The organism is Micromonospora sp. NPDC051925 (assembly GCF_044548625.1).
GTDB lineage: Bacteria > Actinomycetota > Actinomycetes > Mycobacteriales > Micromonosporaceae > Micromonospora.
Window position 1 is genome coordinate 14,510 of sequence record NZ_JBIUCH010000033.1, and the last position, 24,300, is coordinate 38,809.

The following is a 24,300-nucleotide window of genomic DNA, read 5'->3' on the forward strand; positions in this document are numbered from 1 at the left end:
AGGCGGCAACCCGGATCAGCCGGAAGCGACGCCGGTCACTCCGGAGGCCGCCGCGACGATCCGCTCGTACGTCTCCGGGGTGGTGGTGTGTGCGCCCAACCGGACGGCCTTGTGCGTGCCGTGGAAGTCCGACGAGCCGGTGACCAGCAGGCCCAGGTCGTGGGCGAGCCGCCGGACGTGCGCCGCCTCGGCGGGCGTGTGGTCCTCATGGTCGGCCTCCAGCCCGGCCAGCCCCACCTCGGCCAGCGCGACGATCAGCTCGTCCGGTGCGATCCGCCCCCGCCGGGTGGCCCTGGGGTGGGCGAACACCGGTACGCCCCCGGCCGCGCGGACCAGGGCGACCGCCCGGAACACGTCGATGTCGTCCTTGGGTAGCCGGTACCGCTCCCCCAGCCAGTCCCGCCCGAACGCCTCGGTGGTGGTGGCGACCAGGCCGGCCCGGATCAACGCGGCGGCGATGTGCGGGTGGCCCACCGTCCCACCGTCGGCGGCGGCCATGATCTCCGACCAGCTGAGATCGACCCCGTCGGCCCGCAGCAGCGCCACGATCCGTTCGCCGCGCACCTCCCGGGCCCGTCGGACCCGGGCCAGCTCGGCGACCAGCTCCGGGTGGTCCGGGTCGAAGAGATACGCCAGCAGGTGCAGCGAGAGCGACGGTTCGACGCCATGCCAGCGACAGGAGATCTCCGCGCCCCGGACCAGGGTCAGCCCCGGCGGCAACGCGTCGACCGCCGGCCCCCACCCGGCGGTGGTGTCGTGGTCGGTGATCGCGACGACGTCCAGCCCGGCGTCGGCGGCGGCGCGGACCAGTTCGGCCGGGCCGAGCGTGCCGTCGCTGGCGGTGGAGTGGGCGTGCAGGTCGATCAGCGGGCGCGCGGGCATGATCCTGACGCTACCGGGCGGGCGAGCCGACGCCGACCACCGCAAGGTCGGCCGGCAGACCGGGACAGGTCACTCCGGACCCGCCACCACGACCGGTCGGACGCCGTCGCCGACCCCGGCCACCAGGGTCGAGGAGGCCCACTTCCCCGCCTGCACCTCGTCGGGGCGCAACCGGGCCAGGGCGCCACCCCGGTCGACGTACGCGGCGTTCCGTGCGTCCGCCCACACCACCACGCCGTCGATCACCGGTCCGACGGTCCGCTGAGGCGCAGCGGTGCCGGCCAGGTCGACCAGGATGGCACCGTCCGATCCGGCGAGTCGACCGTTGACCAGCAGCCAGCGTCCGTCGGGGGAGACCGCACCCCGGCCGTCGACAGCGGGCGTCGACTCGCATCGGGTCGTGTCCGGGGTCAGATCCGGGCCGAGCAGGGCCAGGCAGCTCCGCATGCCGGCGCGCACCCGGGCGACCAGCCGACCGTCCGGCCTGCTCCCGTAGACGTCGAGGACGTCCGGCGCGACAGCACCGGGCGGCGTGCCCGGGGACGGCCGCCACAGCAGGTGACCACCCTGGGGACCGGCCCGGAGCAGAACCTGGTCGCCGACGAACCGAACCGGGACCATACCGGTGGGGGCCGGCTCGGCCACCATCGCGAGGAGCTGACCGGCGACGATCCCGGCGGCGAAGATCTGGCCGTCGTCGCGCCAGGCCACCTGCCGGCCGTCCGGCGACAGGACGATCTCCTCCGCCCCGGCCAGCAGCGCCCGCGGCTCACCGCCAGCGGGCACCATCCAGAGGGTACGGCCGGCAGCGGTCACCGCCCCGGTCAGCAGCCAACCACCCCGGTCGGGCAGCCGTTGCGCGCGTTCGACCGGCCCGATGCCCAGGTCGTACCGCTGCCCGGTGCCGGTGACCAGGACGCCGGCCACGATCAGGTCGACCTGGCCGTCGGCCGGCCGGTCCGGTGGGACGGGCGCGACCGGCTCGGCGGACCGGGTGGCCACCCCGCGCGGGTCGCCGAGCACCACGGTCGGGGTGGTGGAACGGTCCGCCGGCCCGCCGAGCTGGATCATCCCCCCGGCGGCCAGGGCCGTCGCGATGCCGGCCAGCGCGAGCCCGGCGACCGTACGGCGTCGGCGCGTCCGCCGGGCCCGACCGAGCGCCAGCCCGGCCGGGTCGACCGGTAACCGGTGCGGTCCGGCGACCCGCTGGGCGAGGGTCTCCCGCAGCTCCTGCTCCAGCCGCTCGTCGTCCGTCACGGCCAATGGACGCTCGGGGCCGCCGGTCTGGTTGTCCGACCAGGCAGACGAGGACTTCATCGGATCTCCGCGGCGACCGGTGTGGTCGAGTCTTCCGCCCCGGCCCCCGCCCGTACCGGCAAGGGGACCGCACCGGCCCGCTCGGGCAGCACCCCGGCCCGGTCAGGCAGCGGTCGGGCGTGATCAGGCACCGGCTCGCCCGGTGTGGCTCGCGCGGGAGTTCGGGTTCCGCCGGTGGGTCCGCCGGGCGACGGCGGGCGGGCGGCGCGGGAGGGGCGAGAAGCGAGGGAGAGGCGGGGGGCCGTTGCCGGGCGGGGGGCCGGGTCGGGTGCGAGGTCGAGCAGCGCCTCGGCGCCGAGCCGGCGGCGCAGCGTGGCCAGGGCACGGGACGTCTGGCTCTTCACCGTGCCGGGAGAGATCTCCAGCAGGGCTGCCGTCTGGGCCTCCGACAGGTCCTCGTAGTAGCGCAGCACCAGCACCGCGCGCTGCCGGGCGGGCAATGCCCGTAGATGCCGCCAGAGCGCATCCCGGTCGAGCTGCTGCTCGATCTCGTCCGCCCCGGCCCGCTCGGGCAGTACCTCGGTGGGACGCTCACCGTGCCACCGTCGCCGCCACCAACTCGTGGACGTGTTGACCATTACCCGCCGGGCGTACGGCTCGACCGCCTCGATCCCACCCAGTCGCCGCCAGGCCAGATACGTCTTGGTCAGCGCGGTCTGGAGCAGGTCCTCTGCGGTGGCCCAGTCCCCAGCGAGCAGGTACGCGGTACGCAGCAGGGCACCGGAGCGCGCCGCGACGAAGTCGCGGAACTCGTCCTCCAGCGGATCCCGGTCGGCCACCGCTCACCTCCGTGCCCCGTCCTGCCTGGCAGGCTGCCACGCCGGGCAACACCCGGTCGACGGCGAAAGGTGTGCAGTTCGTCCGACGGACGGACGACAGTTCTCAGGCGCCGTCGTCGGCCTTCGCCTCGTCGGCCTCCTTGCCCAACCGGGCCTCGACCGCCTGCGGCTCGTACATCTCTTCGACCACACGCAGGTAGAGCTCGTTCGGGTTGGGCAGGTTCTTGATCTCCCGCAGCGCCTGCTCCTGGCCGGCGGACTCCAGCACGAAGGTGCCGTAGTTGAGGGCCCGGCCGGTCGGGGTCTGCTCGTACTTCATGTCGGTGACCCGGGCCAGCGGCATCATGGCGACCTTGCGCGTGATGATGCCGTCGACCACCATGACCCGTTTGTTGGTCAGGATGAACCGGTTGTACCACCAGTCGGCGACCTTCCAGGCGACCCAGCCCATCACCGCGAACCAGAGGAGCACCGCGATGGTGGTGAGTGCGCCGACGTCCTGCCCGGCGAGGAAGCCGGAGAGGTAGCCGAGGACGAAGGTGGCCGCCACCCCGACGATGATCGGAGTGGTGAGGTGGATCCAGTGCCGCTTCCACTCGCCCCGGTAGCGCTCGGTGGGGAAGAGGTAGCGGGCGACCAGCGAGCTGGGCTCGTCCTCCAGCGGGAGCACCCGGCGGGGGACCATCCCCTGGGAGTCGGACCGCAGGCCGGCCAGTTCCTCCTCGGAGATGACCGGTTGCTGGTAACCCGCCTCCGGGTCGCGGACCCAGGCACGCCCCTCACCGGCGTATCCCGGGCCGTCGCCGTAGCCGGCGTCGTCCGAGAAGGACGGTCCGCTGGAGAGCCCCGGACCGGATCCGTAGCCCGGCCCGTCGTCGGGCCGGTACCTCGGGATCGGTTCGGTGTCCCGCTCCCGGCGGTCCCGGCCGGGATCGTCCGGGTCGAACGGGGGTCCGGAGGGGCTGCCCATCGGTGGCTAGGCGACGAGGCTCGTGAAGAAGTCACCAAAGCCCTGGGCGATGTCCACGATGCCACCGCCGAGAGACTTGAAGACGTCCGCTGCCGAATTTGGCCGGTAGGCAACGAAGAAGATCAAGAATGCGATACCGGCCCAGGTGAGGACCTTCTTGACCATAGCGGGCCATCCTCTCGCGCGGCGCCGGGTCCGTTTACCGCAGCGGCACCCAGAGTATCAGCATGACGTCGTAGCGTGAATATCTGCGTCCCATCTCCGACTCACCCGGAGGGCTGTCAAGCCCTGCCGTGCAGGTACGGGGACGGTGCGCCGTACACGAGCTCGGGCGGAGTCCACTCGGTGAGGTCGTGCAGGACGACATCTTCCGCGAGGAGGTGACCCGCGCTCGCCGGCCAGGCTATCGCATGGAGCCACATTCCCCGAGCCTCACCGGCGTACGCACTTCGATCCGTGGCGGAATTTACCAACCACAGTGGAGTCGGATGGCCGCCGACCCGGATCCGTGCCGGCTCGACGTGCTCGGGATGACCAGGGCCGGGACCGGGACCGGCCAGCACCTCCGTCAACTCTGGACCGGGGTCCGGGCCGGCCACCCCGGCGAACCGGGTGCCCAGTCCGACCCCGGGCTCCTCCGCCACCAGCACCAGCTCGGCCGGGCCGCCGCCGAGCGGTGCCGGCCCGGCGCACGCGACGGCCGTGGCCCGGACGCCAGCGGCCTCGTCGCCGGCCCAGGCCACCCCGGTCACGGTCCAGCCGGACGGCAGCGGCCACGGGCACCACAACGGCAGCGTGGGCCGCTCCGGGTCGCCCTCGGCAGCCACCCGGTCCACCACGCTCGCCACGATCTCGGCGTCGATGTGCTCGGGCACGTGCAGCGGGGCGATCGGTCCGCAACGGACGCAGCGCGACTCGCCGTGCATCAGATCCGGCGGGCGCACCTGACCCGCACACCTCGGACAACTCACCACGACACTCACATCCCCACCGTGGCCCCACAATGCGGGTACGTCAAGCGGAGCACGCCGATCTCCACACCTCCACCACGGCAACGCACTTCCGGTGATCTTGGGCGATTCCGGCCCTCCGAAGGGCCACCACGTACCAGGATCCGGAGAACGCTCGGGCAGACGAGCGATCAGGTGAGTGGGCCGGGGGTCGGCGTACGCGCGGACCTGGCAGGCGGGCGGTCAGGCGGGCGGGGGGCCGGCGTACGCGCGGACCCAGGCGTGCATGGCGATGCCGCTGGCCACCCCGGCGTTGATCGACCGGGTCGAGCCGTACTGGGCGATCGAGAAGAGCTGGTCGCAGGCGGCTCGGGCGGCATCGGACAGGCCGGGGCCCTCCTGGCCGAAGAGCAGCACGCAGCGCCGGGGCAGGGTGGTGGTCTCCAGTGGTCGGGAACCGGGCAGGTTGTCGATGCCGACCACCGGCAGGCCGTGGTCGGCGGCCCATCCGACGAACTCCTCGATCGTCGGGTGATGCCGGACGTGCTGGTACCGGTCGGTGACCATGGCACCCCGCCGGTTCCACCGACGCAACCCGACGATGTGCACCTCGGCGGCGAGGAAGGCGTTGGCGTTACGGACCACCGTGCCGATGTTGAAGTCGTGCTGCCAGTTCTCGATGGCCACGTGGAAGTCGTGTCGACGCTCGTCCAGGTCGGCCACGACGGCCTCCCGCCGCCAGTAGCGGTAGCGGTCCACCACGTTGCGCCGGTCGCCCGCGGCGAGCAGTTCCGGGTCGTAGCGGGGGTCGTCCGGCGGGTCGCCGGTCCACGGTCCGACACCCACGTCTAGCTGGTCCTCGGTCACGGTCACAAGAGGGTACGGCCCAGGGCCACGGCCGCCGTACGCCGCCCCGGTCGACACCGCCCCGGTCGACGCAACCCGACTCGACGCCACTTCCGTCACCGCCACCCTGGTCGACGTGCCCCCGCCTCCGGCGCCACGCCGGTCAGGCGCCCCTGCCTCCTACGCCAGCCCGGTCAGCGCAGCCCCAGGGCGTCGCCGAGGCGGTCCAGGAATCGCCGGTCGGCCGGGCCCGGGTCGCCGGTCCGGCAGACCCGGACCGCCACCGACTCGACCCACTGCCGGTACGCGGCGGAGTCGGCCGGGTCGGCCCGTCGGCGCAGCACCCGTACGGCAGCCCGGCAGACCGGCGGCAGGTCCGCCAGGCCGGCGAGCCCGCCGGTCGGGGCGGCAGCACCGTCGTGGCGGGCGTAGATCGTGGCGACCACCGCACGGACCAGGTCGCTGTCGGAGGCCCGGCCGGCGGCGACCGCGTCCAGCCCGACCAGACCGGCGGCGACGTCCCGCGCCGGGCGACCGGGACCGGGCGAGGCGGCAGCCACCAGCACCCGGCCGGGCAGGGTGGTGAGCAGGTCCCACTCGGCGGCGGAGTAGACGGCGGTGGTCAAGGGTGCGGCACGCCGTCCGGCAGAGGGCGGCTCTCCGGCGAGGGAGTGGCTCATCAGGACCTCCGCGGTCAGCATATGCCCACCGAACGGGTGACGGGCCGGTCCCGCCTCGATCCACTCCGTTGCCGGGCCACGGCGGCATCCCCCACCAACACCGACCAGGCGCGAGCCAAGCACCCACCTGGCGGCGGACCAGGCACGGGTCAGCGCGGGTCGGGGAAGCTCGGCCGCTCCGGGTCGACCCCGTCGGGCACCGCGGCGACGGCGTACTCCCGCTTGGGGACCATGATCTTGCGCTTGAACACGCAGACCAGGGTGCCGTCCTGGTTGTAACCCCGGGTCTCGACCGCGACCACGCCACGGTCGGGCTTCGACCCGGACTCCCGCTTGTCCAGCACCGTGGTCTCGCCGTAGATGGTGTCGCCGTGGAAGGTCGGCGCGACGTGGCGCAGCGACTCGACCTCCAGGTTGGCGATGGCCTTGCCGCTGACGTCGGGCACGGACATGCCGAGCAGCAGGGAGTAGATGTAGTTGCCGACCACCACGTTGCGCTGGAAGTGGGTCGCCGACCTGGCGTAGTGCGCGTCCAGGTGCAGCGGGTGGTGGTTCATGGTGAGCAGGCAGAAGAGGTGGTCGTCGTACTCGGTGACCGTCTTGCCCGGCCAGTGCCGGTAGACCGCGCCGACCTCGAACTCCTCGTAGTAGCGGCCGAACTGCATCCTTCTCCCCTTCGACGGGTGGCGATGGAGTTCGGCACAGCATGCCTTACCGCTGGTTAAGGAGATGCCCGGGGCGCGGGCGGCGAGGAAATGTCACACCGGGGCCCACCCGAGGGGAGACGCAATGAGCGGCGGGGCCCTCCCCGGCACCCGCCGCCCACGCTCTGATGCCCAAGATTCTGCCCCACCGGAGCGATGAACGAACAGAGACGGAGGTCACATTTATCTTTTCGTAACAATGCGGAGAGTGACAGATGATCAACGCGAGAGCGATCTCCGCAGGAGAAATAGCACCTCGTCAGGGCGCAAGTCGGCGCGTGCTGGCTGCTCCGGACGGCGATCTCCCTGGAAACGCTCCCATCACGGCCGGTCACGCAAATGCGTCATGCAAGTGCAGTCCGCATGCGTGCATCGACAGAGGCGGTTCGATGGGCTTGATCGGGCCGCCCCACCCACGCCGGTTTCGGCGCCCCCCACCCGGGAATTTGCCGGGGTACCGCCTGGTTCTACCGGACGAAAAGCAATCCGCGCGCTGATCGGAGAGTCCAATGGCAACCGTTGAGCTGACCACGGCCAACTTCGACGAGGTGACCGAGAGCAGCGGCATCGTGCTGGTCGACTTCTGGGCCGAGTGGTGTGGCCCGTGCAAGCGGTTCGCCCCGGTCTACGAGCGCTCGTCGGAGAAGCACCCGGAGATCACCTTCGGCAAGGTCGACACCGAGGCGCAGCAGGAGCTGGGCGCGAAGTTCGACATCCGGTCGATCCCCACGATCATGGCCATCCGGGACGGCGTGATCGTCTTCGCCCAGCCCGGCGCCCTACCCGAGTCGGCCCTGGAGAACCTGATCGAGCAGGTCCAGGCCCTCGACATGGACGACGTACGCAAGCAGCTGGCCGAGCACAAGCACTGAACACGGCGACGACGGCCGGGCCCACCGGGCCCGGCCGTCGTCGTGTCACTTGCGCCAGAGTCGTACACATGTTCGAATAGTTCATGCGCTGGGAGCACCTGTCCGCTCCCCCGGACGAGGAGCATCCCGACCGGGCAGCGCCAGCGACGCCACCCCTGCCGCTGGCGCTGCCCGGAGCGATCGTCCGCACCTTCGACACTCCCGACTTCGCCGGCATGACCTTCTACGAGGTGCGGGCCAAGTCGATCATCAACCGGGTGCCGGGCGAGTCCCGGGTGCCGTTCGGCTGGACGATCAACCCGTACCGGGGCTGCGCGCACGCCTGCGTCTACTGCTTCGCCCGCAACTCCCACACCTACCTCGACCTCGACGCCGGAGCGGACTTCGACCGCAAGGTGATCGTCAAGGTCAACGCCGGGGAACTGGTCCGCCGTGAGCTGGCCGCCCCGCGCTGGCCCGGCGCGGCCGTCGCGATGGGCACCAACGTCGACTGCTACCAGCGGGCCGAGGGCCGTTACCGGCTCATGCCGCCGATCATCGAGGCGCTGCGCGACTTCGCCAACCCGTTCTCGATCCTCACCAAGGGCACGCTGATCCTGCGCGACCTGCCGCTGCTGCGACAGGCCGCCGAGGTGACCCGGGTCAGCCTGTCGTACTCGGTGGGATTCGTCGACGAGGCGCTGTGGCGGGCGGTGGAGCCGGGCACCCCGGACCCGCGTCGCCGGCTCGACGCGGTACGCCGGCTCACCGACGCCGGTTTCGAGGTGGGGGTGCTGATGGCGCCGATCCTGCCCGGCCTCAGCGACGGCGACGAGTCGATCGACGCCACCGTGTCGGCGATCGCCGCTGCCGGAGCAACCAGCATCATCCCGATCGCCCTGCACCTGCGCCCCGGCGCCCGCCAGTGGTACGCGCACTGGCTCGGCCGGGAGTTCCCGCACCTGGTCCCCCACTACCGCGAGCTGTACCGGTCCGGGGCCTACCCGCCGCAGGCGTACCAGCGGGAGCTGACCGCCCGGGTGCGGATCGCGGCCCGCCGGCACGGCCTGCACCGCGGCGAGTCCGGCGACAACCGACGCCCGGCGGCCCCGGCGACCTCACCGGCCCCCGAGCAGCTCACCCTGCTGTGAGTGCGCCGGTGGTGACCGCGCCGGCACCGCAGTCGACCCGTTCGCGGGGCAGCACCGGTGGCGGTTCGGCCCTACCCTGCGCGGATGCGAGAGATCATCGGAGCGGCGTTGCGCCGGCAGCGACGGGCCACCGCCCTGGCGGCGGCGGGCGGGCTGGCGCTGGCCTCGTTGACGGCCTGGGCGGACGGGGCCGACAATTGGCTCAGACTGCTCGGCCTGCTCCCCGTGCTGATCTTCGTCGGGGTGGCCCTGCGTTACCTGCGCTGGCGGCCGAGCACCGCCGAACTGCGGGTCGACGAGTCGGCTCGGGCGTTCTTCGCCCCGCCCGCCGGGATCGGCTTCGTCCCGTTCCTGGTGGGCTTCCTCGTCTACCAGTGCGTGGACTCGGTGCGGGACCGGGCCGGAAGTGGCACCTGGTTCCTGGTGCTGCCGGCCGCCGGCGCGGTCTTCGCCGGGCTGGTCGCCGTCTTCCTCTGGCGCGGGGTGCCCACCGTCGTGCTGACCCCGGAGGGCATCACGCACGGGCGGCACAACAGACCGGCCGTCGTGCCGTGGGCGGCGCTCGACCCGGGCCGGCCGCTCGGGTCGCCCGGAGGCACCGGGACGATCTCGCTGCCGGTGGCCCGGCCGGAGCTGATCACCGGACCCCGTCTGCGGCGCAGGGTCGACGTGATCGCGGTCCGCGAACTGGACGTGACGCCCGCGCTGCTGAGCGGCGCGATCCGCTACTACCTGGCGAACCCGGAGGCCCGGCCGACCATCGGCACACCGGCCGGTCACGCCCGGCTGCGCGATGCGCTCGGCGGCGGGTCCTGACCCGAAGCACCGGACGACTGCGCCGAGCACCGGAGCGCCTGGTGGCAGGCCGAGCACCGAGGCCCGGCGGCCGGGGTTGTGCGCCGAAGCCCGGTGGCCGGGCTGTGCGCCGAAGCGCCGGGCCGCGAGGGCTGAGCACCGGGGCTAGGCTCGGCGGATGCGGACCGCACAGCAGCTCCTCGCCGACTCCGCCGTGATCGCCGTCGTGGGCGCGTCCCGCGACCCGGGCAAGGCCGCGCACCGCGTGCCGGCGCAGATGCAGCGGTACGGATGGCGGATCATCCCGGTCAACCCGACGGTGGACGAGTTGTTCGGCGAGCAGGCGTACGCCTCGCTGGCCGACATTCCGCACCCGGTGGACCTGGTGGACGTCTTCCGACCGGCCCGGGACGCGGTCGAGGTGGTGCGTCAGGCGGCGGCGATCGGCGCTCCGGCGGTCTGGCTCCAGCTCGGCATCGTCTCGCCCGAGGCGCGACGGATCGCCGAGGAGGCCGGCATGGACTACGTCGAGGACCGGTGTCTGATCGTCGAGCGGGCCGCCGCCGGCCTCAGCCGCCTCGCCTGACCACCGCAGCGCGTCCCGCACCGGAGGTCAGGCGGCCACCCACGGTCCGCCGGCCCGTGGACCGGCCACCGCGCCGGAGCCGACCAGCGGACGACCGGGCTGCCCGGTCAGAGCTGGTACGCCTTGAGCAGGCCGCGCGAGATGATCGTCTTCTGGATCTCCGAGGTGCCCTCGCCGATGAGCAGGAACGGGGCCTCCCGCATCAGCCGCTCGATCTCGTACTCCTTGGAGTAGCCGTAACCGCCGTGGATGCGGAACGCCTCCTGGACGACCTCGGCGCAGTATTCCGAGGCGAGCAGCTTGGCCATTCCGGCCTCGACGTCGTTGCGCTGGCCGGCGTCCTTGAGCCGGGCGGCGTTGACCATGAGCCCGTGGGCGGCCTCGATCTTCGTACCCATCTCGGCGAGCTTGAAGGCGATGGCCTGGTGCTTGGCGAGCGGCTGACCGAACGTTCTGCGCTGCTGGGCGTAGGCGACGGCCAGTTCGAAGGCACGGATGGAGATGCCGCAGGCGCGGGCCGCCACGTTGACCCGGCCGACCTCGATGCCGTCCATCATCTGGTAGAAGCCCCGGCCCACCTGCTCCTCGCCGCCGAGCACGGCGGAGGCGGGCACGGTCACCCCGTCGAGGACCATCTCGGTGGTCTCGACGCCCTTGTAGCCCATCTTGTCGATCTTGCCGGGGATGGTCAGGCCGGGCGCGGTCTCGCCGAACCCGGGCTCCTTCTCCAGCAGGAAGGTGCTCATGTTGCCGTAGACCGAGTCGGCACCGGTGTCCGTCCTGACCAGGGTGGCGACCACCGAGGAGTAGGCCCCGTTGGTCAGCCACATCTTCTGGCCGTCGAGCACGTAGTTGTCGCCGTCGCGGACGGCCCTGGACCTGATCGCCGAGACGTCGGAGCCGCACTCCGGCTCCGACATCGAGAACGCGCCCCGCACCTCGCCGGTGGCCATCCGCGGCAACAGCCGGGCCCGCTGCTCGGTGGAGCCGTGCTGGGAGATCAGGTACGCCACGATGAAGTGGGTGTTGACGATCCCGGAGATCGACATCCAGCCCCGGGACAGCTCCTCGACCACCAGCGCGTACGTCAGCAGGGACTCGCCCAGCCCGCCGAACTCCTCGGCGATGGTGAGGCCGAACAGCCCCATCTCGCGCATCCCGTCGAGGATGTCGGTCGGGTACTCGTCGGCGTGTTCGAGCCGCTGGGCGTGCGGGATGATCTCCTTGTCGGCGAACTCCCGGACGGTCTCCAGGATCGACCGCTGCACGTCGGTCAGGCCGGGCGTCTGGGCGAGTCGGGCCATCTCAGCCTCCGGGGATCGGCTCATTACTCAGGGGTAACTGAACGCTCGGTCAGTATCGGGCTCCAGCTCTGCCCCGCCAAGGTGACCAGTCCCCCCAACCGCTGTGAAAAGGTTCACCGCTGCCGGTAGCGTCCGCAAGAGGAAGAGCCACTGACCTGCGACGGAGGGGCGGGCACCGTGAGTACGCCACCGGGGGAGCCGGAGCAGCCGCCGTCACCGTACGAGCCACCTCCCCGCCCGCCCGAGGAGCCGACCACCCCACCCGGACCCGGATCGACGGGCGGACAGTGGAATCCACCCCCGCCCGACCGGTCGCCGTGGGGACCGCAGTCCCACGCGTCACCATGGGGACAGCCCTCCGAGCCGCCGGAGTCCGGCCAGCCGGTCGAACCGCTGCCGTGGGGCCAGCCGCCGCCGGGCGAGCAGCCCTGGAGCCAGCAGCCGCCGGGCGAGCAGCAGTGGGGGCAGCAGCCGGGCGAGCAGCACCAGTGGGGGCAGCAGCCGACGTACCCGTCGCAGGGGCCGTACGGGCAGTACGGGCCACCGACCGGCGGCGGGCCCAACGTGCTGGCGATCCTGTCCCTGGTCTTCGCCTTCGTCTTCGCCCCGGCCGGGATCGTCCTCGGTCACCTGGCCAAGCGGCAGATCCGGCGCACCGGTGAGGAGGGCGACCAGCTCGCCACCTGGGGACTGGTCCTCAGCTACGTGTTCACCGCGATCGGGGTGATCGCCTGCTGCGGCTGGCTGGCCGTCGTCCTCTGGGCGAGCGCCGGCACCGACACCAGCTACTGATCAGCGGAACTGCGCCTCCCGGACGCTGTTGCCGCCGTCCACCACCAACATCTGCCCGGTGATGTACGACGCCGCCGGTGAGCAGAGGAAGCTGATTGCGGCGGCCACCTCGTCGGGAGTGCCGGGGCGGCCGACCGGAGTACCCAACCCCTGTTTGATCTCCGCCATCGTGGAGGCCGCCGTGTAGATCGTCCCGGGGGCCACCGCGTTCACCGTCACGCCGTCGGCGATCATCTCCATCGCCAACGCCCGGGTCAGCCCGACCACCCCCGCCTTGGCCGCCGCGTACGCCGCCTCGGTGGGCAGGGCGTTGACCGGCCCGGCGGTCGCGGAGAGGTTGACGATCCGCCCCCAGCCCCGCTCGGCCATCCCGCTGATGAAGGCCCGGCTGCACAGGAACGCGGTGGTCAGGTTCCGGTCGATCTCGCCGCGCCACTCGTCGTAGCTGAGCTGGGCCACCGGGCGCAGCACCTCGGGGCTGGCCCGGCTGGCCAGGCCGGCGTTGTTGACCAGCACCTCGACGTCACCGAGCTGCTCGGCGACCGCGTCGGCGAGCGCGCCGACCTCGGACTCGTCGGTCAGGTCGGCGACGAAACCGGTCACGCCCAGTTCACCGGCCCGATCGTGAATCCGCCGAGTGGTGGAGACGATCGCCACCCGGGCCCCCAGGTCGGCCAGTCGGCGGGCGGTCGCGTACCCGATGCCGTCCGCGCTGCCCGCGCCGGTGACCAGGGCGACCCGGCCGTCCAGTCGCATGGTCACCGGATCGGCCAACGAGATCGGCTCGTCCTGGCCGGGCTGGCTGCCACCGCCGGTGGCGCGGGTACGCCGGGCCAGGCCGGGGCGGCTCACGTCCCGCCTCGGTCGGCTGCCGGATCGGTCGGCCCCACGCGCGTCGATTGCCATGCCGCGATCCTGCCCGCTCGGCGCGGCGCGGGCAACGAGGCACCACAGGCGGACCTCGGCACTGTCCGGCCCTGGCTACCCTGACGGCGCACCTACATACGACGGAGAAGATCAGATGACCTACCCCCCGCCCTCCGGCGACTGGCAGGACCCGGCGTGGTCGGGCCAGCAGCCCGATCCCTCGCTGCCGGTCAGCGGCCAGCCGATCCCCGCCCAACCGACCGGCAAGGACCCGTACGCCCCGGCAGACCCGTACGCGGGTGCGCCGGGCATCCCCGCCCAGGCCGGCCCGGTCGACCCGTACGCCGCCGCGGCCGGCTACCCGCCGGCGGGCGGCTACCCGCCGGCGGGCGGCTACCCGCCGGCGGGCGGCTACCCCGGCTACGGCTACCAGCCGCCGCCACCGCAGAACGGCCTCGCCATCGCCGCGATGATCGTCTCAATCATCGGCGCGCTCGGCCTCTGCGGTTACGGGCTCGGCGGTTACATCGGCATCATCGGCGCGATCCTCGGTCACGTGTCCCGTAAGCAGATCAAGGAGCGCGGGGAGGGTGGCACGGGCTTCGCCACCGCCGGCATCATCGTCGGTTGGATCTCCACCGCGATCGCGGTGCTGGCCACCATCGCCATCGTGGTCTTCTTCGTCTGGCTGGCCAACCAGGAATCGTCGACCGGCTACGGCACCACGTACTGAGCGGCCGGGTCGCCTCGGGAGACTCCGGGGCGGCCCGCCGGGTCACTGCTCCGGTGGGGTGAAGTGCAACGTGCGGGTCATTCCGGCCGCCCGACCCTTGGCCGAGATCACCAGGGCCATCTTCCGGGACGCCTCGTCGATCATCTCGTCGCCGAGCATCACCGCGCCGAGCCGGCCGCCCGCCTCCGAGGTGTAGTGCTGGTAGGCGTCGAGGATCAGCTCGGCGTGGTCGTAGTCCGCCTGGGCCGGGGAGTAGACCTCGTTGGCGGCGTCGATCTGGCCGGGGTGCAGCACCCACTTGCCGTCGAAGCCGAGCGCCGCCGAACGCTTGGCCACCTCGCGGAACGCGTCGGTGTCGCGGATCTGGAGGAACGGGCCGTCGATGGCCTGCTTGTCATGCATCCGGGCGGCCATCAGGATGCGCATCAGGATGTAGTGGTACGGGTCGCCCGGGTAGTCGGGGATCAGCGCGCCGACCACCAGCGACCTCATGTTGATCGAGGCCATGAAGTCGGCCGGGCCGAAGATGATGGTCTCCACCCGGGGCGAGGCGGCGGCGATCGTGTCGACGTTGACCAGGCCGGCGGCGTTCTCGATCTGCGCCTCGATCCCGATCCGGCCGACCTCCAAGCCGAGGGTCTTCTCGAGCTGGGTGAGCAGCAGGTCCAGCCACTGCACCTGGGCGGCGTCCTGCGCCTTGGGCAGCATGACGCAGTCGAGATTGGCGCCGGCCCCCTCGACCACCTCGATGACGTCCCGGTAGGTCCACGGGGTGGTCAGGTCGTTGACCCGGACCACCCGGGTCTTACCGGCCCAGTCGCCCTCGTTGAGCGCGGCCACGATGTTCTTCCGGGCGTCCGGCTTGGCCAGCGGCGCGACCGCGTCCTCCAGGTCGAGGAAGACCTGGTCGGCCGGGAGGCCCTGGGCCTTGCCGAGCATCTTCACGCTGGAGCCCGGCACGGCGAGACAGGACCGACGGGGGCGACCGACAGCGGCCATGGAGGCGCTCCTTCCAGCGTCCGGCGGGCACGCCGACGCCACCGGGAAATACGAAGAACTGAACGATCCCAAAGGGCGTGGTGACGCCACGGTAACCTCGTGCCGTGACCGGGGTGAATGGACCTGTGGAAGATCTCACTGGGCGACGGACCGTGGTGGTGACCGGGGCCAGCTCCGGCATCGGGCTGGCCGCCGCCATGGAGCTGGCCCGGCGGGGCGACCGGGTGGCGCTGGTCGGCCGGGATCCGGCCCGACTCCAGGACGCCGGTGATCGGGTACGCGAGGCGGCCGGCGAGCGGCCGGAGCTGTTCCGCGCCGACTTCGCCATCCTGGACGACGTACGCGGGCTCGCCGAGCGGCTACGGACGGCGTACGACCGGATCGACGTGCTGGCCAACAACGCCGGGGCGCTCGTGTTGGAGCCGCTCACCACGGTCGACGGGTTCGAGGTGTCGATCCAGACCAACCACCTGGCCCCGTTCCTGCTGAGCAACCTGCTGGTCGACCGGATCGGCCGGCTGGTGGTGACCGCCTCCGGCGCGCACCGCAGCGGGGCCCTCGACCCGGACGACCTCAACTCCGTGCTGCGCCGCTACCGTCCGATGCGCGCGTACGGCACCAGCAAGCAGGCGAACATCCTCTTCGCCGCCGAGGCGGCCCGGCGCTGGCCCGACGTGCCGGCGTACTCGTTCCACCCGGGCGTGGTGCGGACCCGGTTCGGCGCGGACAGTCGGCTGCTCGCCCTCGGCATGCGGCTCCTGCCGATCCGCAGCCCGGAGAAGGGCGCCGAGACGCTGGTCTGGCTCGCCAACCAGCCCTCGTCCCGGCTGGTCGACGGGGCCTACTACGCCGACCGGCGGCTGCGCCGACCGTTCGCGAAGGCCGTCGACCGGCAGCTCGCCGCCCGACTCTGGACGGCCAGCGCCAAGGCCGTCGGCCTCACCGACTGACCCGGCCCCACCGACTGAGCCAGCCTCGTCCACAGACTCCGGCCTCATCCGCTGACTCCGGCCCCGTCCACTGACCCTGCCCCGTCCGCTGACTCCGGCCTTGTCCGCTGACTCCGGCCTTGTCCACTGAGCCAGCCTCGTCCACTGAGCCGGCCTCGGCGGCTCTGCCATGCCCGGGTTCCACACCCGGTCCTGAGCTCCGGGGTCGGCCGATGGGTCCAGCGGGTCAGGCCGACGAGGGCGGCCAGCCGGGTCACGCGGGCTGCTGCCGGGGCGCTCCGGACGACCCGCCACTGGGCCACATCAGGACAGCCGGAGAGCTGAAGGAGGCAAGGACAAGGGCGTCCATCTCAAGGCGACGCCGACAAACTGAGTCCCCCTCGTCGAATGATCGAACCGTCGGCGAACCCAAGGCCCCACCCCCGCCCTCCCGAGGTTCCACCCATCGCCCGGAACACGTTCGTCAGCGACAGCAAGACGTCCACCGAGCGAAACCGGACTGATCCGCACTATCGCCGATCCAGCAGGATCCTCCTTTGTGAAGAGTTGTTGTCGCTATAGCGACAACAACTCTTCACAATCCTGAAGTTGCGCGCCCGGAACAGGCCGTCGATCACCGCACTGGCGGTAGGCGCGGCAGCCGGAGCTACTGATACCGGACAAATCAGCTGTACGGCCGAAGTTCTGCGGAGCGACGAACAACGCCAACAGCACGGCGGAGGTGAGGAGCAATTGTCCCGGCCGGTCCGCCGCCGGGTGACCCTCACTCGATGACGTGGATCGGGACGCTGGTCACCACCACTCCGGGCAGCGCCCGCAACGCCTTGCGCAGCCGCTGCTCGGTGTGGCTGTGCAGCGGGCGGTGCCAGCGTCGACGCAGCACCACCTCCGGCACCACCACGGTCAGCACCAGTTCCGGTGCGGCGGCGTGCAGCGCCTCCAGATAGTGCGCCAGCGGCCCGATCACCGCCCGGTACGGCGAGACGATCGTCTCCAGCCGAACATGGTCGCCCCAGGCCCGCCACTGTTCCCGGAACCGGTCCGCCTCGGCGTCCTCCGGCGCGAGGTGCACCGCCAGGGTCGGCCGGCCCAGCGACACCGCGTACGCCAGGGCGCGCATCGAGGCCCGGTTGAGCCGTACCACCGGGACCACCACCAGGTGCCGCAGCTCCTGTGGCAGTTCCTCCCCCTCGGCCGGCCCGGCACCGGACGCCGGGACGGCGGCGGACTCCGAAGCGCCGGCACCGGACGACGGCCCGGCGGACGACGGCCCGGCGGCCCCCGAAGCGGTTGCCGGCCGGCCGGTGCCGGCGGACGACGGCCCGGGACCACCAGACAGCGGCCCCGGACCGGCGGACCGCAGCCCCGGATCAGCGGGCGGCGGTTGCAGGGACAGGGCGGCGTGCAGGGTCCGATAGTGCCGGTGTATCCGGTGGAAGAGCAGCACCAGCAGCGGCACGGCGATCACCACCACCCAGGCCCCCTCGGTGAACTTCGCGACCGCCGCGGTCAACAGCACCAGGCCGGACAGGACCGCACCCACCCCGTTGACCAACGCACGACGTCGCCATCCGGTGCTGCGGTGCCGCCGCCAGTGCACCACCATGCCGCTCTGCGACAGGGTGAAGGCGAGGAACACCCCCACCGCGTACAGCGGGATCAGGCTCTCGGTGTGCCCGCCGAACGCGACGAACACCAGGATCGCCGTACCGGCCAGCGCCACCAGGCCGTTGCTGAACGCCAGCCGGTCGCCCAGGTGCAGAAAGCGGCGCGGCGCATGACCGGCTCGGGCCATGAAGAACAGCAGCCGGGGAAAGTCGTTGAACGCGGTGTTCGCGGCCAGCAGCAGGATCAGCGCGGTGGTCGTCTGGACGATGGCGTACCAGGGGCCGGTCGGAAAGGTGAGCCGGGCGAGCTGGGACAACAGCGTCTCCCCCGAGCGGGGCACCAGGCCGTCCAGGTGGATCAGCAGGGTCAGCCCGGCGAACAGGACCACCAGCATCGCCACCATCCAGGCCAGCGTGGTCCGCGCGTTGCGCCACTCCGTCGGGCGGAACGCCGGGACCGCGTTGGAGACCGCCTCGATGCCGGTCATCGACACCGCCCCGGAGGCGAACGCCCGTAGCACCAGCAGCAGCCCCAGGCCCTCCGTCGCCGGCACGACCGGCGGGGCCACCGGCGTGAAACCCCGACCCGCCGCCCGCAGGTAACCCACCACCAGCAGCCCCACGAGGGCGGCCACGAAGGCGTACGTCGGGAGGACGAAGATGTTGCCGGCCGTCCGTACCCCGCGTAGGTTGCCGGCGAGCAGCAGCAGGATCGCCAGTGCCCCGATCGGCACGGTCCACGGCGTCAGCCCCGGCAGCGCCGAGGTGATCGCGTGTACGCCGGCCGCGATCGACACCGACACGGTCAGCACGTAGTCCAGCATCAGCCCGGCGGCGGCGGTCAGCCCCGCGCCGACGCCCAGGTTGTCCCCCGCCACCAGGTACGACCCGGCCCCGTGCGGGTAGGCCGGGATGGTCTGCCGGTACGAGATCCCGACGGCGACCATCAGCAGCACCAGCCCGGCCGAGAGCGGCAGGGTAAGGCCCAACGCCCCGCTGCCGGCGAGCACCAGCACGGTGACCAACGCCTCCGGCCCGTACGCCACCGAGCTGAGCAGGTCGGAGGAGAGCACCGGCAGGGCCACCAGTTTGCGCATCCGCTCGTGGAGCACGGCCGCGCTGGTCAGCGGCGGGCCGAGGAGCGCCCGGCGGGCCCGGCCCAGCCCCCGGCCGAGGCGGGAGTCGGACCGGTTCGCCGGTTCGTCGGCCACCAACTCGTCCGGCTGGCCCTGCTCGCCCTGCGCCGGCCGGAACAGGGCGATCGGGGCCAGCCGACTGAACCGGCCCGGGGCGGGACGGGTCCGGTACCGGTCCAGGGTGGGGTCGACCGGCAGGTCGCGCGGGACACCGGTCCGCCAGCCCGCGCCGACCCGGCGCAGGGTGTCCACCTCGGCCGGGTCGAGCGGCGGGAACTCGGCCGACGGGGTGACCACGGTGCCGCTGCGGTCCTCGTCCGCGCTTCGCCCCGACATCGCCACACCTCCCCCCGCACTCTCACGCGCGGGCAGCACCCGTGCCTGCGGTTTGGGCGGAATCGCAGCGAACGGACTCCCGGCGAGCAGACAGACAGGCGGGCAGGCGGGGAGGCACGGGGAGGCGGGGAGGCAGGCACACGGGCGAGCAGGCGGACACGCGGGCAGGCACACGGGCGAACAGGCGGGCACGCGGGCACGCGGGCACGCGGGCACGCGGGCACGCGGGCACGCGGGCACGCGGGCAGGTGGGCAGGTGGGCAGGTGGGCAGGTGGGCAGGTGGGCAGGTGGGCAGGTGGGCAGGTGGATGGTCAGGGTGCCGGTGGGGCGGCGTCGGCGGGGACCGGGGCCGGGGTGGGACGGCGGCCGGTGCGGGCCCCGCCGAGCACCACCACGACCACCCCGCCGAGCAGCAGCGCCAACCCGGGCAGGGCGAGCGGGCGCGGCAGTTGCCCCAGCCAGGCCCAGGCGATCAGGGCCGCACCGGGCGCCTCCAGCAGGATCAGCACGCTGATCGTGGTCGCCGACACCCGGCGCAGCGCATGGTTGAACATCGAGTGGCCGAGCAGTTGGGCACCGGCCACCAGCCCGAGGATCGCCAACCAGGTGCCGGAGTCGTAGCCGTGCAGCCGTACCCCGCCGACCAGGCAGACCACCAGCAGGATCGCCGCGCACACCCCGTAGCAGATGGTGGTGTAGGTGGCGGTGCTGATGGTGACGCGGGCCCGTTCACCGAACGCGGTGTAGACGGCGGCGAACATCCCGCCGGCCACCGCGAGCAGGTCACCGGCGAAGGCCCGGCCGGAGACCCCGACGTCCGCACCGGTCGCCAGCACCGCGCCGGTCACCGCCACCCCGATACCGACCCAGACGACGTACGGCAGCCGCCGGCCCTGCCAACGGGCGATCAGCCCCTGCCAGACGGGTTGGGTGGCGCCCAGCGCGGTGGCCGCCGCGACCGAGGTGAGCTGGGCGCTCGGCATCCAGGTGGCGAAATGGGCGGCGAGCGCCACCCCGGACAGCACGCAGTACCAGCCCTCCCGGCGACCCGCCCCCGCGGTCAGGGTGCGGAGTTCGGCGCGGCGGCGGGCCAGCGAGAACGGGCCGATGACGGCGACCGCGAGCAGGTTCCGCCAGAACGCGACGGCCAGCGCCGGGGCCGCCGCGAAGGCGATCAGCGGGCCCGACGACGAGACCGAGGCGACGGCGAGCACCAGGACGCCGACGGTCAGCGGGTCGACGGGCGGACGCGGGTGGGGCGCAGCAGCGGGCACGGAGAGTAATCCTCACACGGCCCCAGGTCAGCGGGTCGACGGCGGTCGCGGGTGGGGCGCAGCGGCGGGCACGGGGGGCAATCCTCACCCGGCCCGAGGTCAGCGGCGGCGGACCCGGTGCAGGCGGAACGGCTTGCGGGTGGCCCGGACCACGGCTGCGCCGCGCGGCTCGGCGGCAAGGGAGGCGTCCGGCAGGGCGTCCCCGGCGTCCGGCGGACCGTCCGGAGCGAGGCGGGTCAGCGCGCAGCCGTCGGCCGCCCAGCGGGCGACCAGGTCGGCGGTCGGGCCGGAGGCGTTCAGCCGCTTCGCCGCCACCAACGGCGCCGACGTCTCCCACGCCTCGGTGCCCGGGGCCAGCCGGGTCACCCGGGCCGGCCAGGTCACGATGCGCCCGCCGTGATCGCCGCGCAGGGTCACCCGGGCCGTGGCGGCATCAGCCAGCCCCGGCGCGGACTGCTCCCCCGGCCCGCTGACCACGAAGAGCGACCCCTCCAGGGGTACGCACCACAGCGCGGTCGCCGGACCGTCGCCGACGCTCACCCAGGCCACGGCGGCCTTCTTCATCGCCTCGTCGACCAGCGGCGTCGACCGGGAAGCGTCCACCTCGTCCGTCACACCGGCATCCTCTCGCAGCTCCCACCCGATCGACACCCGACTCCCGCCTCCGGCACACCACCGGTAGGTGAGCATTGCCCTCCGCGTGGGGCCGCCGGCATCGCCACGCGCTCCTCCCGCCGCCGGCCGGTCCGCACCGCCGGCCGAGCAGCGGCCAGTCCGCACCGCCCACCGGGCGGCAGCCAGTCCGCACCGTCGGCCGAACGGCGGCCAGTCCGCACCGCCCACCGGGCGGCGTGCGTTGCGCGGTCAGCCGACGAACGGTGGGATCAGGATCTCGCCCCGGGCCACCGGCATCACCTGGCCGGCGACGGTCGCCCCGACCGCCACCCCGTCCTCGGCCGTCACCGTGCAGGTCAGCGCGGACGGACGACGGATCTCCGCGCCCTGCCGGACGGCGTACCCGGAGCGGCCCTCGCCGGGGAGCAGACCGCTGGCGACCAGCCACACCCCCAGCCCGAGGGCGGCGGAACCGGTGGCCGGGTCCTCGGGCACCCCGAGCCCCGGCACGAAGACCCGGGCGTGTGCGGTTTGCGCGTCGGCGTCCCAGGAGAAGACGCTGACATGCTCCACTCCGTACCGCTGGGCCGCCGCCGCGTTGACCTGGGCGCGGGCCACCGCGTCCGGGTGCACCGGCAGGTAGGGGAACTCCAGCCCGCACCCGGCCACCCGGGGGGCCGGCCCGGCGTGGTCGGCGGCGGTGAGCCCGGCCATCTCCAGCAGCGGCTCGGGATCGAGTTCCGGCCCGAGGGTCGGGGTACCGCCGGTCAGGGTGGCGCCGGTCGAGGTCACCTCGATCGGGAGCACCCCGGCGTGGCACTCCTGGCTGACCGGACCGACGTCGAACAGCCCACGGCGGCTCGCGGTGACCGCCGCGCCGACGCTGGGGTGGCCGGCGAAGGGCAGTTCCTCGGCCGGGGTGAAGATCCGGGCCCGGTAGGTGGCACCCACCTGGGTCGGCGGCAGCACGAACACTGTCTCCGACAGGTTGAACTCCAGCGCCAGCGCCTGCATCTGCTCGGTGGCCAGCGCTTCGGCGCCGAACACCACGGCCAGGGGGTTGCCGGCGAACGGGCGGTCGGTGAAGACGTCCACGATCTCGTAGGCCAGGGTCGACATGGTGATAAACATTAGGCGCTTAGGCTGGTGGCCGTGAGCACGCCGAACCGGGTCTACATCGCTCGACTCGCCGGAGTCGCCGTCTTCGACCCGAACGGCGACCAGGTGGGGCGGGTCCGCGACGCGGTGGCCCGGATCCGGCCGACCCAGCGTCCGCCCGAGGTGGTGGGGCTGGTGGCCGAGATGCCGATGCGCCGCCGGATCTTCCTGTCCATCAACCGGATCACCTCCATCGACGCCGACGCGGTCGTCCTCGGCAGCGGCACCCTCAACCTGCGCCGTTTCGAGAAACGGCCGAACGAACTGCTCGTCCTCCAGGAGCTGCTGGACCGGCGGGTGCAGCTCGAACCGGGCGGCCAGCCCGGCTCGGTGGTGGACGTGGCCATGGAGCGCAGCCGGGGCGGCGAGTGGGTGTTGTCCCGGGTCGCCGTCCGCGAGCAGTCCAGCCGGTTGACCCGCCGCGGTCACCTGCACCAGGTCGACTGGGACCGGGTACGCGGCCTGAGCGGCATCGCCGACAACCGGGGTACGGCCAACCTGCTCGCCGTGCTGGAGGACATGCGCCCCGCCGACCTGGCCAACGCCCTCCAGGATCTACCCGACGCCCGGCGCAACGAGGTCGCGGCGGCGCTCGACGACGAACGCCTCGCCGACGTGCTCAGCGAACTGCCCGAACGCGACCAGGTGGAGATCCTCGCCGCCCTGGACCGGGAACGGGCCGCCGACGTGCTGGAGGAGATGGACCCCGACGACGCCGCCGACCTGCTCAACGAGCTGCCCCCGCCGGAGCAGGACGTGCTGCTCGACCTGATGGAACCGGACGAGGCCGACCCGGTCCGCCAACTGCTGAAGTACACCTCCGGTACGGCGGGCAGCGTGATGACGTCCGAGCCGGTGATCCTGCCGCCGGACGCCACCGTCGCCGAGGCGCTGGCCCGGATCAGGGAGGAGCAGCTCTCCCCGGCGATCGCCGCGCAGGTCTTCGTGACCCGCGCCCCGATGACCACCCCGACGGGCCGCTACCTGGGCATCGTGCACTTCCAGCGGCTGCTCCGCGAGCCCCCGGCCGACCTGCTCGGCGGGGTGGTGGTCAACGACATCGACCCGCTGCGGCCGACCACCCCGTTGCCGGAGATAACCCGCCGGATGGCCACCTACGACCTGGTGGCGATGCCGGTGGTCGACCGGAACAACCGGCTGGTCGGCGCGGTCACCGTGGACGACGTGCTGGACCACTCGCTGCCCCGGGACTGGCGGGACCGGGACGCCGTACAGACCCCGGCCACCACCGACGAGGCAGATCCTGCCACCCCTGCGGTCGGGCCGGCAGGCGGTGGCACCGATGGCTGAGCAGCGCCGGGCCGAACGGCTGGACCAGCCGCGTGAACCCCGGGGCGTCAAGCTGCCCCGGTTCGACGCGGAGGCGTTCGGCCGCTGGTCGGAGGGGATCGCCCGGGGAATGGGCACGGCGAACTTCATCGTCTACATGACGGTGGTGATCGCGCTGTGGTTCGGCTGGAACACCCTGGCCCCGGCGGATCTGCGCTTCGACCCGTACACCTTCACGTTCCTGACCTTGGTGCTGTCCTTGCAGGCGTCGTACGCGGCCCCGCTGATCCTGCTCGCGCAGAACCGGCAGACGGACCGGGACCGGGTGGCGCTGGAGGAGGACCGCCGTCGGGCGACCCTGCAGAAGGCGGACACCGAGTACCTGGCCCGGGAGGTCGCCGCGCTGCGGATCGCCCTGGGCGAGGTGGCCACCCGGGACTTCCTCCGCTCGGAGCTGGCCCGGCTGGCCGAGGAGTTGGACGCGGCGGCACAGCGGCGGCAGAAGCGGGAGCGCCGACAGCAGGAGCGGGCCCCCGGACGGTCGGGGGGCGGCGAGCCGCCGCTCGACGAGCCCCGGGACGAGCTGGACGGCGACTACGCCCGGGACCGTCCGGAGGGTTGAGCGGGCTCGCCCGGCTCGTACCTGATCGTCCGGCTTCGCCCGGCGGAGCGGAACGGCCGCACGAGCCGATCGATTCGCTCACACCCGGCCCCGCTGCCGCCGGGC

25 protein-coding genes are annotated in these 24,300 nt (G+C 72.8%); 9 read left to right on the forward strand and 16 right to left on the reverse strand.

Annotated elements, in window-relative coordinates; genetic code table 11:
* Positions 1-15: 15 nt before the first annotated feature.
* The 9 genes from ACIG87_RS30465 to ACIG87_RS30505 form a co-directional block, all read right to left on the reverse strand.
* Entirely contained in the window at positions 16-882 is an 867-nt protein-coding gene (locus ACIG87_RS30465; protein ID WP_396855067.1) for a PHP domain-containing protein, read from the reverse strand.
* 69 nt (positions 883-951) lie between these two features.
* On the reverse strand, positions 952-2,199 hold the full coding sequence (locus tag ACIG87_RS30470) for a hypothetical protein (protein ID WP_396855068.1): 1,248 nt from the start codon (positions 2,197-2,199) through the stop codon (positions 952-954).
* Positions 2,196-2,978, reverse strand: a complete 783-nt coding sequence (locus ACIG87_RS30475; protein ID WP_396855069.1) for a SigE family RNA polymerase sigma factor — start codon at positions 2,976-2,978, stop codon at positions 2,196-2,198. The genes ACIG87_RS30470 and ACIG87_RS30475 overlap by 4 nt, the downstream gene beginning before the upstream one ends.
* Positions 2,979-3,081: 103 nt before the next feature.
* A complete protein-coding gene (locus ACIG87_RS30480) occupies positions 3,082-3,948 on the reverse strand; it encodes a PH domain-containing protein (RefSeq protein ID WP_396855070.1) in 867 nt (288 codons plus the stop codon).
* A 6-nt stretch (positions 3,949-3,954) separates the two neighbouring features.
* Complete coding sequence (locus tag ACIG87_RS30485) at positions 3,955-4,113, reverse strand: hypothetical protein (protein WP_165942702.1); 159 nt, start codon at positions 4,111-4,113, stop codon at positions 3,955-3,957.
* A 116-nt stretch (positions 4,114-4,229) separates the two neighbouring features.
* A complete protein-coding gene (locus ACIG87_RS30490; RefSeq protein ID WP_396855071.1) occupies positions 4,230-4,931 on the reverse strand; it encodes a DUF6758 family protein in 702 nt (233 codons plus the stop codon).
* A gap of 210 nt (positions 4,932-5,141) precedes the next feature.
* Positions 5,142-5,765 carry a TrmH family RNA methyltransferase gene (locus ACIG87_RS30495; protein WP_396855072.1) on the reverse strand — a complete coding sequence of 208 codons (624 nt, stop codon included), beginning with the start codon at positions 5,763-5,765 and terminating at the stop codon, positions 5,142-5,144.
* A 173-nt stretch (positions 5,766-5,938) separates the two neighbouring features.
* Complete coding sequence (locus ACIG87_RS30500; RefSeq protein WP_396855073.1) at positions 5,939-6,445, reverse strand: hypothetical protein; 507 nt, start codon at positions 6,443-6,445, stop codon at positions 5,939-5,941.
* 128 nt (positions 6,446-6,573) lie between these two features.
* A complete protein-coding gene (locus ACIG87_RS30505) occupies positions 6,574-7,089 on the reverse strand; it encodes a MaoC family dehydratase (protein WP_396855074.1) in 516 nt (171 codons plus the stop codon).
* Positions 7,090-7,637: 548 nt separating this feature from the next.
* On the opposite strand from ACIG87_RS30505, the gene trxA reads away from it, so the two are divergent.
* The 4 genes from trxA (at position 7,638) to ACIG87_RS30525 (ending at position 10,511) form a co-directional block, all read left to right on the forward strand.
* A complete protein-coding gene (trxA, locus tag ACIG87_RS30510) occupies positions 7,638-8,000 on the forward strand; it encodes a thioredoxin (protein WP_396855075.1) in 363 nt (120 codons plus the stop codon).
* Between the two features lie 83 nt (positions 8,001-8,083).
* Positions 8,084-9,130: an Rv2578c family radical SAM protein gene (locus ACIG87_RS30515; RefSeq protein ID WP_396855076.1), complete on the forward strand. Its 1,047-nt coding sequence runs from the start codon at positions 8,084-8,086 to the stop codon at positions 9,128-9,130.
* A gap of 84 nt (positions 9,131-9,214) precedes the next feature.
* A complete protein-coding gene (locus ACIG87_RS30520) occupies positions 9,215-9,946 on the forward strand; it encodes a hypothetical protein (protein ID WP_396855077.1) in 732 nt (243 codons plus the stop codon).
* Between the two features lie 157 nt (positions 9,947-10,103).
* The gene (locus ACIG87_RS30525) at positions 10,104-10,511 is read left to right on the forward strand and encodes a CoA-binding protein (protein WP_396855078.1); all 408 of its coding nucleotides are present in this window, start codon (positions 10,104-10,106) and stop codon (positions 10,509-10,511) included.
* A gap of 107 nt (positions 10,512-10,618) precedes the next feature.
* On the opposite strand, the gene ACIG87_RS30530 is transcribed toward ACIG87_RS30525, so the two are convergent.
* Positions 10,619-11,815 carry an acyl-CoA dehydrogenase family protein gene (locus ACIG87_RS30530; protein ID WP_396855105.1) on the reverse strand — a complete coding sequence of 399 codons (1,197 nt, stop codon included), beginning with the start codon at positions 11,813-11,815 and terminating at the stop codon, positions 10,619-10,621.
* 177 nt (positions 11,816-11,992) lie between these two features.
* Between ACIG87_RS30530 and ACIG87_RS30535 the strand changes: the two genes are divergently transcribed.
* Complete coding sequence (locus ACIG87_RS30535) at positions 11,993-12,607, forward strand: DUF4190 domain-containing protein (protein ID WP_396855079.1); 615 nt, start codon at positions 11,993-11,995, stop codon at positions 12,605-12,607.
* On the opposite strand, the gene ACIG87_RS30540 is transcribed toward ACIG87_RS30535, so the two are convergent.
* On the reverse strand, positions 12,608-13,444 hold the full coding sequence (locus ACIG87_RS30540; protein WP_396855106.1) for an SDR family NAD(P)-dependent oxidoreductase: 837 nt from the start codon (positions 13,442-13,444) through the stop codon (positions 12,608-12,610).
* A gap of 184 nt (positions 13,445-13,628) precedes the next feature.
* On the opposite strand from ACIG87_RS30540, the gene ACIG87_RS30545 reads away from it, so the two are divergent.
* Positions 13,629-14,207, forward strand: a complete 579-nt coding sequence (locus ACIG87_RS30545; protein WP_396855080.1) for a DUF4190 domain-containing protein — start codon at positions 13,629-13,631, stop codon at positions 14,205-14,207.
* A 42-nt stretch (positions 14,208-14,249) separates the two neighbouring features.
* Here ACIG87_RS30545 and ACIG87_RS30550 read toward each other — a convergent pair whose 3' ends face one another.
* On the reverse strand, positions 14,250-15,206 hold the full coding sequence (locus ACIG87_RS30550) for an HpcH/HpaI aldolase/citrate lyase family protein (RefSeq protein ID WP_396855081.1): 957 nt from the start codon (positions 15,204-15,206) through the stop codon (positions 14,250-14,252).
* A gap of 125 nt (positions 15,207-15,331) precedes the next feature.
* On the opposite strand from ACIG87_RS30550, the gene ACIG87_RS30555 reads away from it, so the two are divergent.
* A complete protein-coding gene (locus ACIG87_RS30555; protein WP_396855082.1) occupies positions 15,332-16,156 on the forward strand; it encodes an SDR family NAD(P)-dependent oxidoreductase in 825 nt (274 codons plus the stop codon).
* A gap of 763 nt (positions 16,157-16,919) precedes the next feature.
* Here the strand turns inward: ACIG87_RS30555 and ACIG87_RS30560 are convergent.
* From ACIG87_RS30560 to ACIG87_RS30575, 4 genes are all read right to left on the reverse strand, one after another.
* Positions 16,920-19,235 (reverse strand): amino acid permease, encoded by a 2,316-nt coding sequence (locus ACIG87_RS30560; RefSeq protein WP_396855083.1) that lies wholly within the window; start codon positions 19,233-19,235, stop codon positions 16,920-16,922.
* 312 nt (positions 19,236-19,547) lie between these two features.
* Positions 19,548-20,510 carry a DMT family transporter gene (locus ACIG87_RS30565; RefSeq protein WP_396855084.1) on the reverse strand — a complete coding sequence of 321 codons (963 nt, stop codon included), beginning with the start codon at positions 20,508-20,510 and terminating at the stop codon, positions 19,548-19,550.
* 99 nt (positions 20,511-20,609) lie between these two features.
* Positions 20,610-21,074, reverse strand: coding sequence for a hypothetical protein (locus ACIG87_RS30570; protein ID WP_396855107.1), 465 nt, complete (start codon positions 21,072-21,074; stop codon positions 20,610-20,612).
* Positions 21,075-21,374: 300 nt separating this feature from the next.
* On the reverse strand, positions 21,375-22,244 hold the full coding sequence (locus ACIG87_RS30575; RefSeq protein ID WP_396855085.1) for a PhzF family phenazine biosynthesis protein: 870 nt from the start codon (positions 22,242-22,244) through the stop codon (positions 21,375-21,377).
* A 33-nt stretch (positions 22,245-22,277) separates the two neighbouring features.
* Here ACIG87_RS30575 and ACIG87_RS30580 point away from each other — a divergent pair, with 33 nt between their 5' ends.
* A complete protein-coding gene (locus ACIG87_RS30580) occupies positions 22,278-23,594 on the forward strand; it encodes a magnesium transporter MgtE N-terminal domain-containing protein (RefSeq protein ID WP_396855086.1) in 1,317 nt (438 codons plus the stop codon).
* Positions 23,587-24,195 (forward strand): DUF1003 domain-containing protein, encoded by a 609-nt coding sequence (locus ACIG87_RS30585; protein WP_396855087.1) that lies wholly within the window; start codon positions 23,587-23,589, stop codon positions 24,193-24,195. Before ACIG87_RS30580 ends, ACIG87_RS30585 begins: the two co-directional genes overlap by 8 nt.
* Positions 24,196-24,300: the final 105 nt, after the last annotated feature.

Coding starts and splice junctions, on each gene's coding strand:
- ACIG87_RS30560 (WP_396855083.1), bottom strand. CDS start 19,235: ATGTCGGGGCGAAGCGCGGACGAGGACCGCAGCGGCACCGTGGTCACC.
- ACIG87_RS30520 (WP_396855077.1), top strand. CDS start 9,215: ATGCGAGAGATCATCGGAGCGGCGTTGCGCCGGCAGCGACGGGCCACC.
- ACIG87_RS30585 (WP_396855087.1), top strand. CDS start 23,587: ATGGCTGAGCAGCGCCGGGCCGAACGGCTGGACCAGCCGCGTGAACCC.
- ACIG87_RS30470 (WP_396855068.1), bottom strand. CDS start 2,199: ATGAAGTCCTCGTCTGCCTGGTCGGACAACCAGACCGGCGGCCCCGAG.
- ACIG87_RS30575 (WP_396855085.1), bottom strand. CDS start 22,244: ATGTCGACCCTGGCCTACGAGATCGTGGACGTCTTCACCGACCGCCCG.
- ACIG87_RS30550 (WP_396855081.1), bottom strand. CDS start 15,206: ATGGCCGCTGTCGGTCGCCCCCGTCGGTCCTGTCTCGCCGTGCCGGGC.
- ACIG87_RS30485 (WP_165942702.1), bottom strand. CDS start 4,113: ATGGTCAAGAAGGTCCTCACCTGGGCCGGTATCGCATTCTTGATCTTC.
- ACIG87_RS30505 (WP_396855074.1), bottom strand. CDS start 7,089: ATGCAGTTCGGCCGCTACTACGAGGAGTTCGAGGTCGGCGCGGTCTAC.
- ACIG87_RS30525 (WP_396855078.1), top strand. CDS start 10,104: ATGCGGACCGCACAGCAGCTCCTCGCCGACTCCGCCGTGATCGCCGTC.
- ACIG87_RS30515 (WP_396855076.1), top strand. CDS start 8,084: ATGCGCTGGGAGCACCTGTCCGCTCCCCCGGACGAGGAGCATCCCGAC.
- ACIG87_RS30465 (WP_396855067.1), bottom strand. CDS start 882: ATGCCCGCGCGCCCGCTGATCGACCTGCACGCCCACTCCACCGCCAGC.
- ACIG87_RS30570 (WP_396855107.1), bottom strand. CDS start 21,074: ATGAAGAAGGCCGCCGTGGCCTGGGTGAGCGTCGGCGACGGTCCGGCG.
- trxA (WP_396855075.1), top strand. CDS start 7,638: ATGGCAACCGTTGAGCTGACCACGGCCAACTTCGACGAGGTGACCGAG.
- ACIG87_RS30530 (WP_396855105.1), bottom strand. CDS start 11,815: ATGGCCCGACTCGCCCAGACGCCCGGCCTGACCGACGTGCAGCGGTCG.
- ACIG87_RS30500 (WP_396855073.1), bottom strand. CDS start 6,445: ATGCTGACCGCGGAGGTCCTGATGAGCCACTCCCTCGCCGGAGAGCCG.
- ACIG87_RS30480 (WP_396855070.1), bottom strand. CDS start 3,948: ATGGGCAGCCCCTCCGGACCCCCGTTCGACCCGGACGATCCCGGCCGG.
- ACIG87_RS30545 (WP_396855080.1), top strand. CDS start 13,629: ATGACCTACCCCCCGCCCTCCGGCGACTGGCAGGACCCGGCGTGGTCG.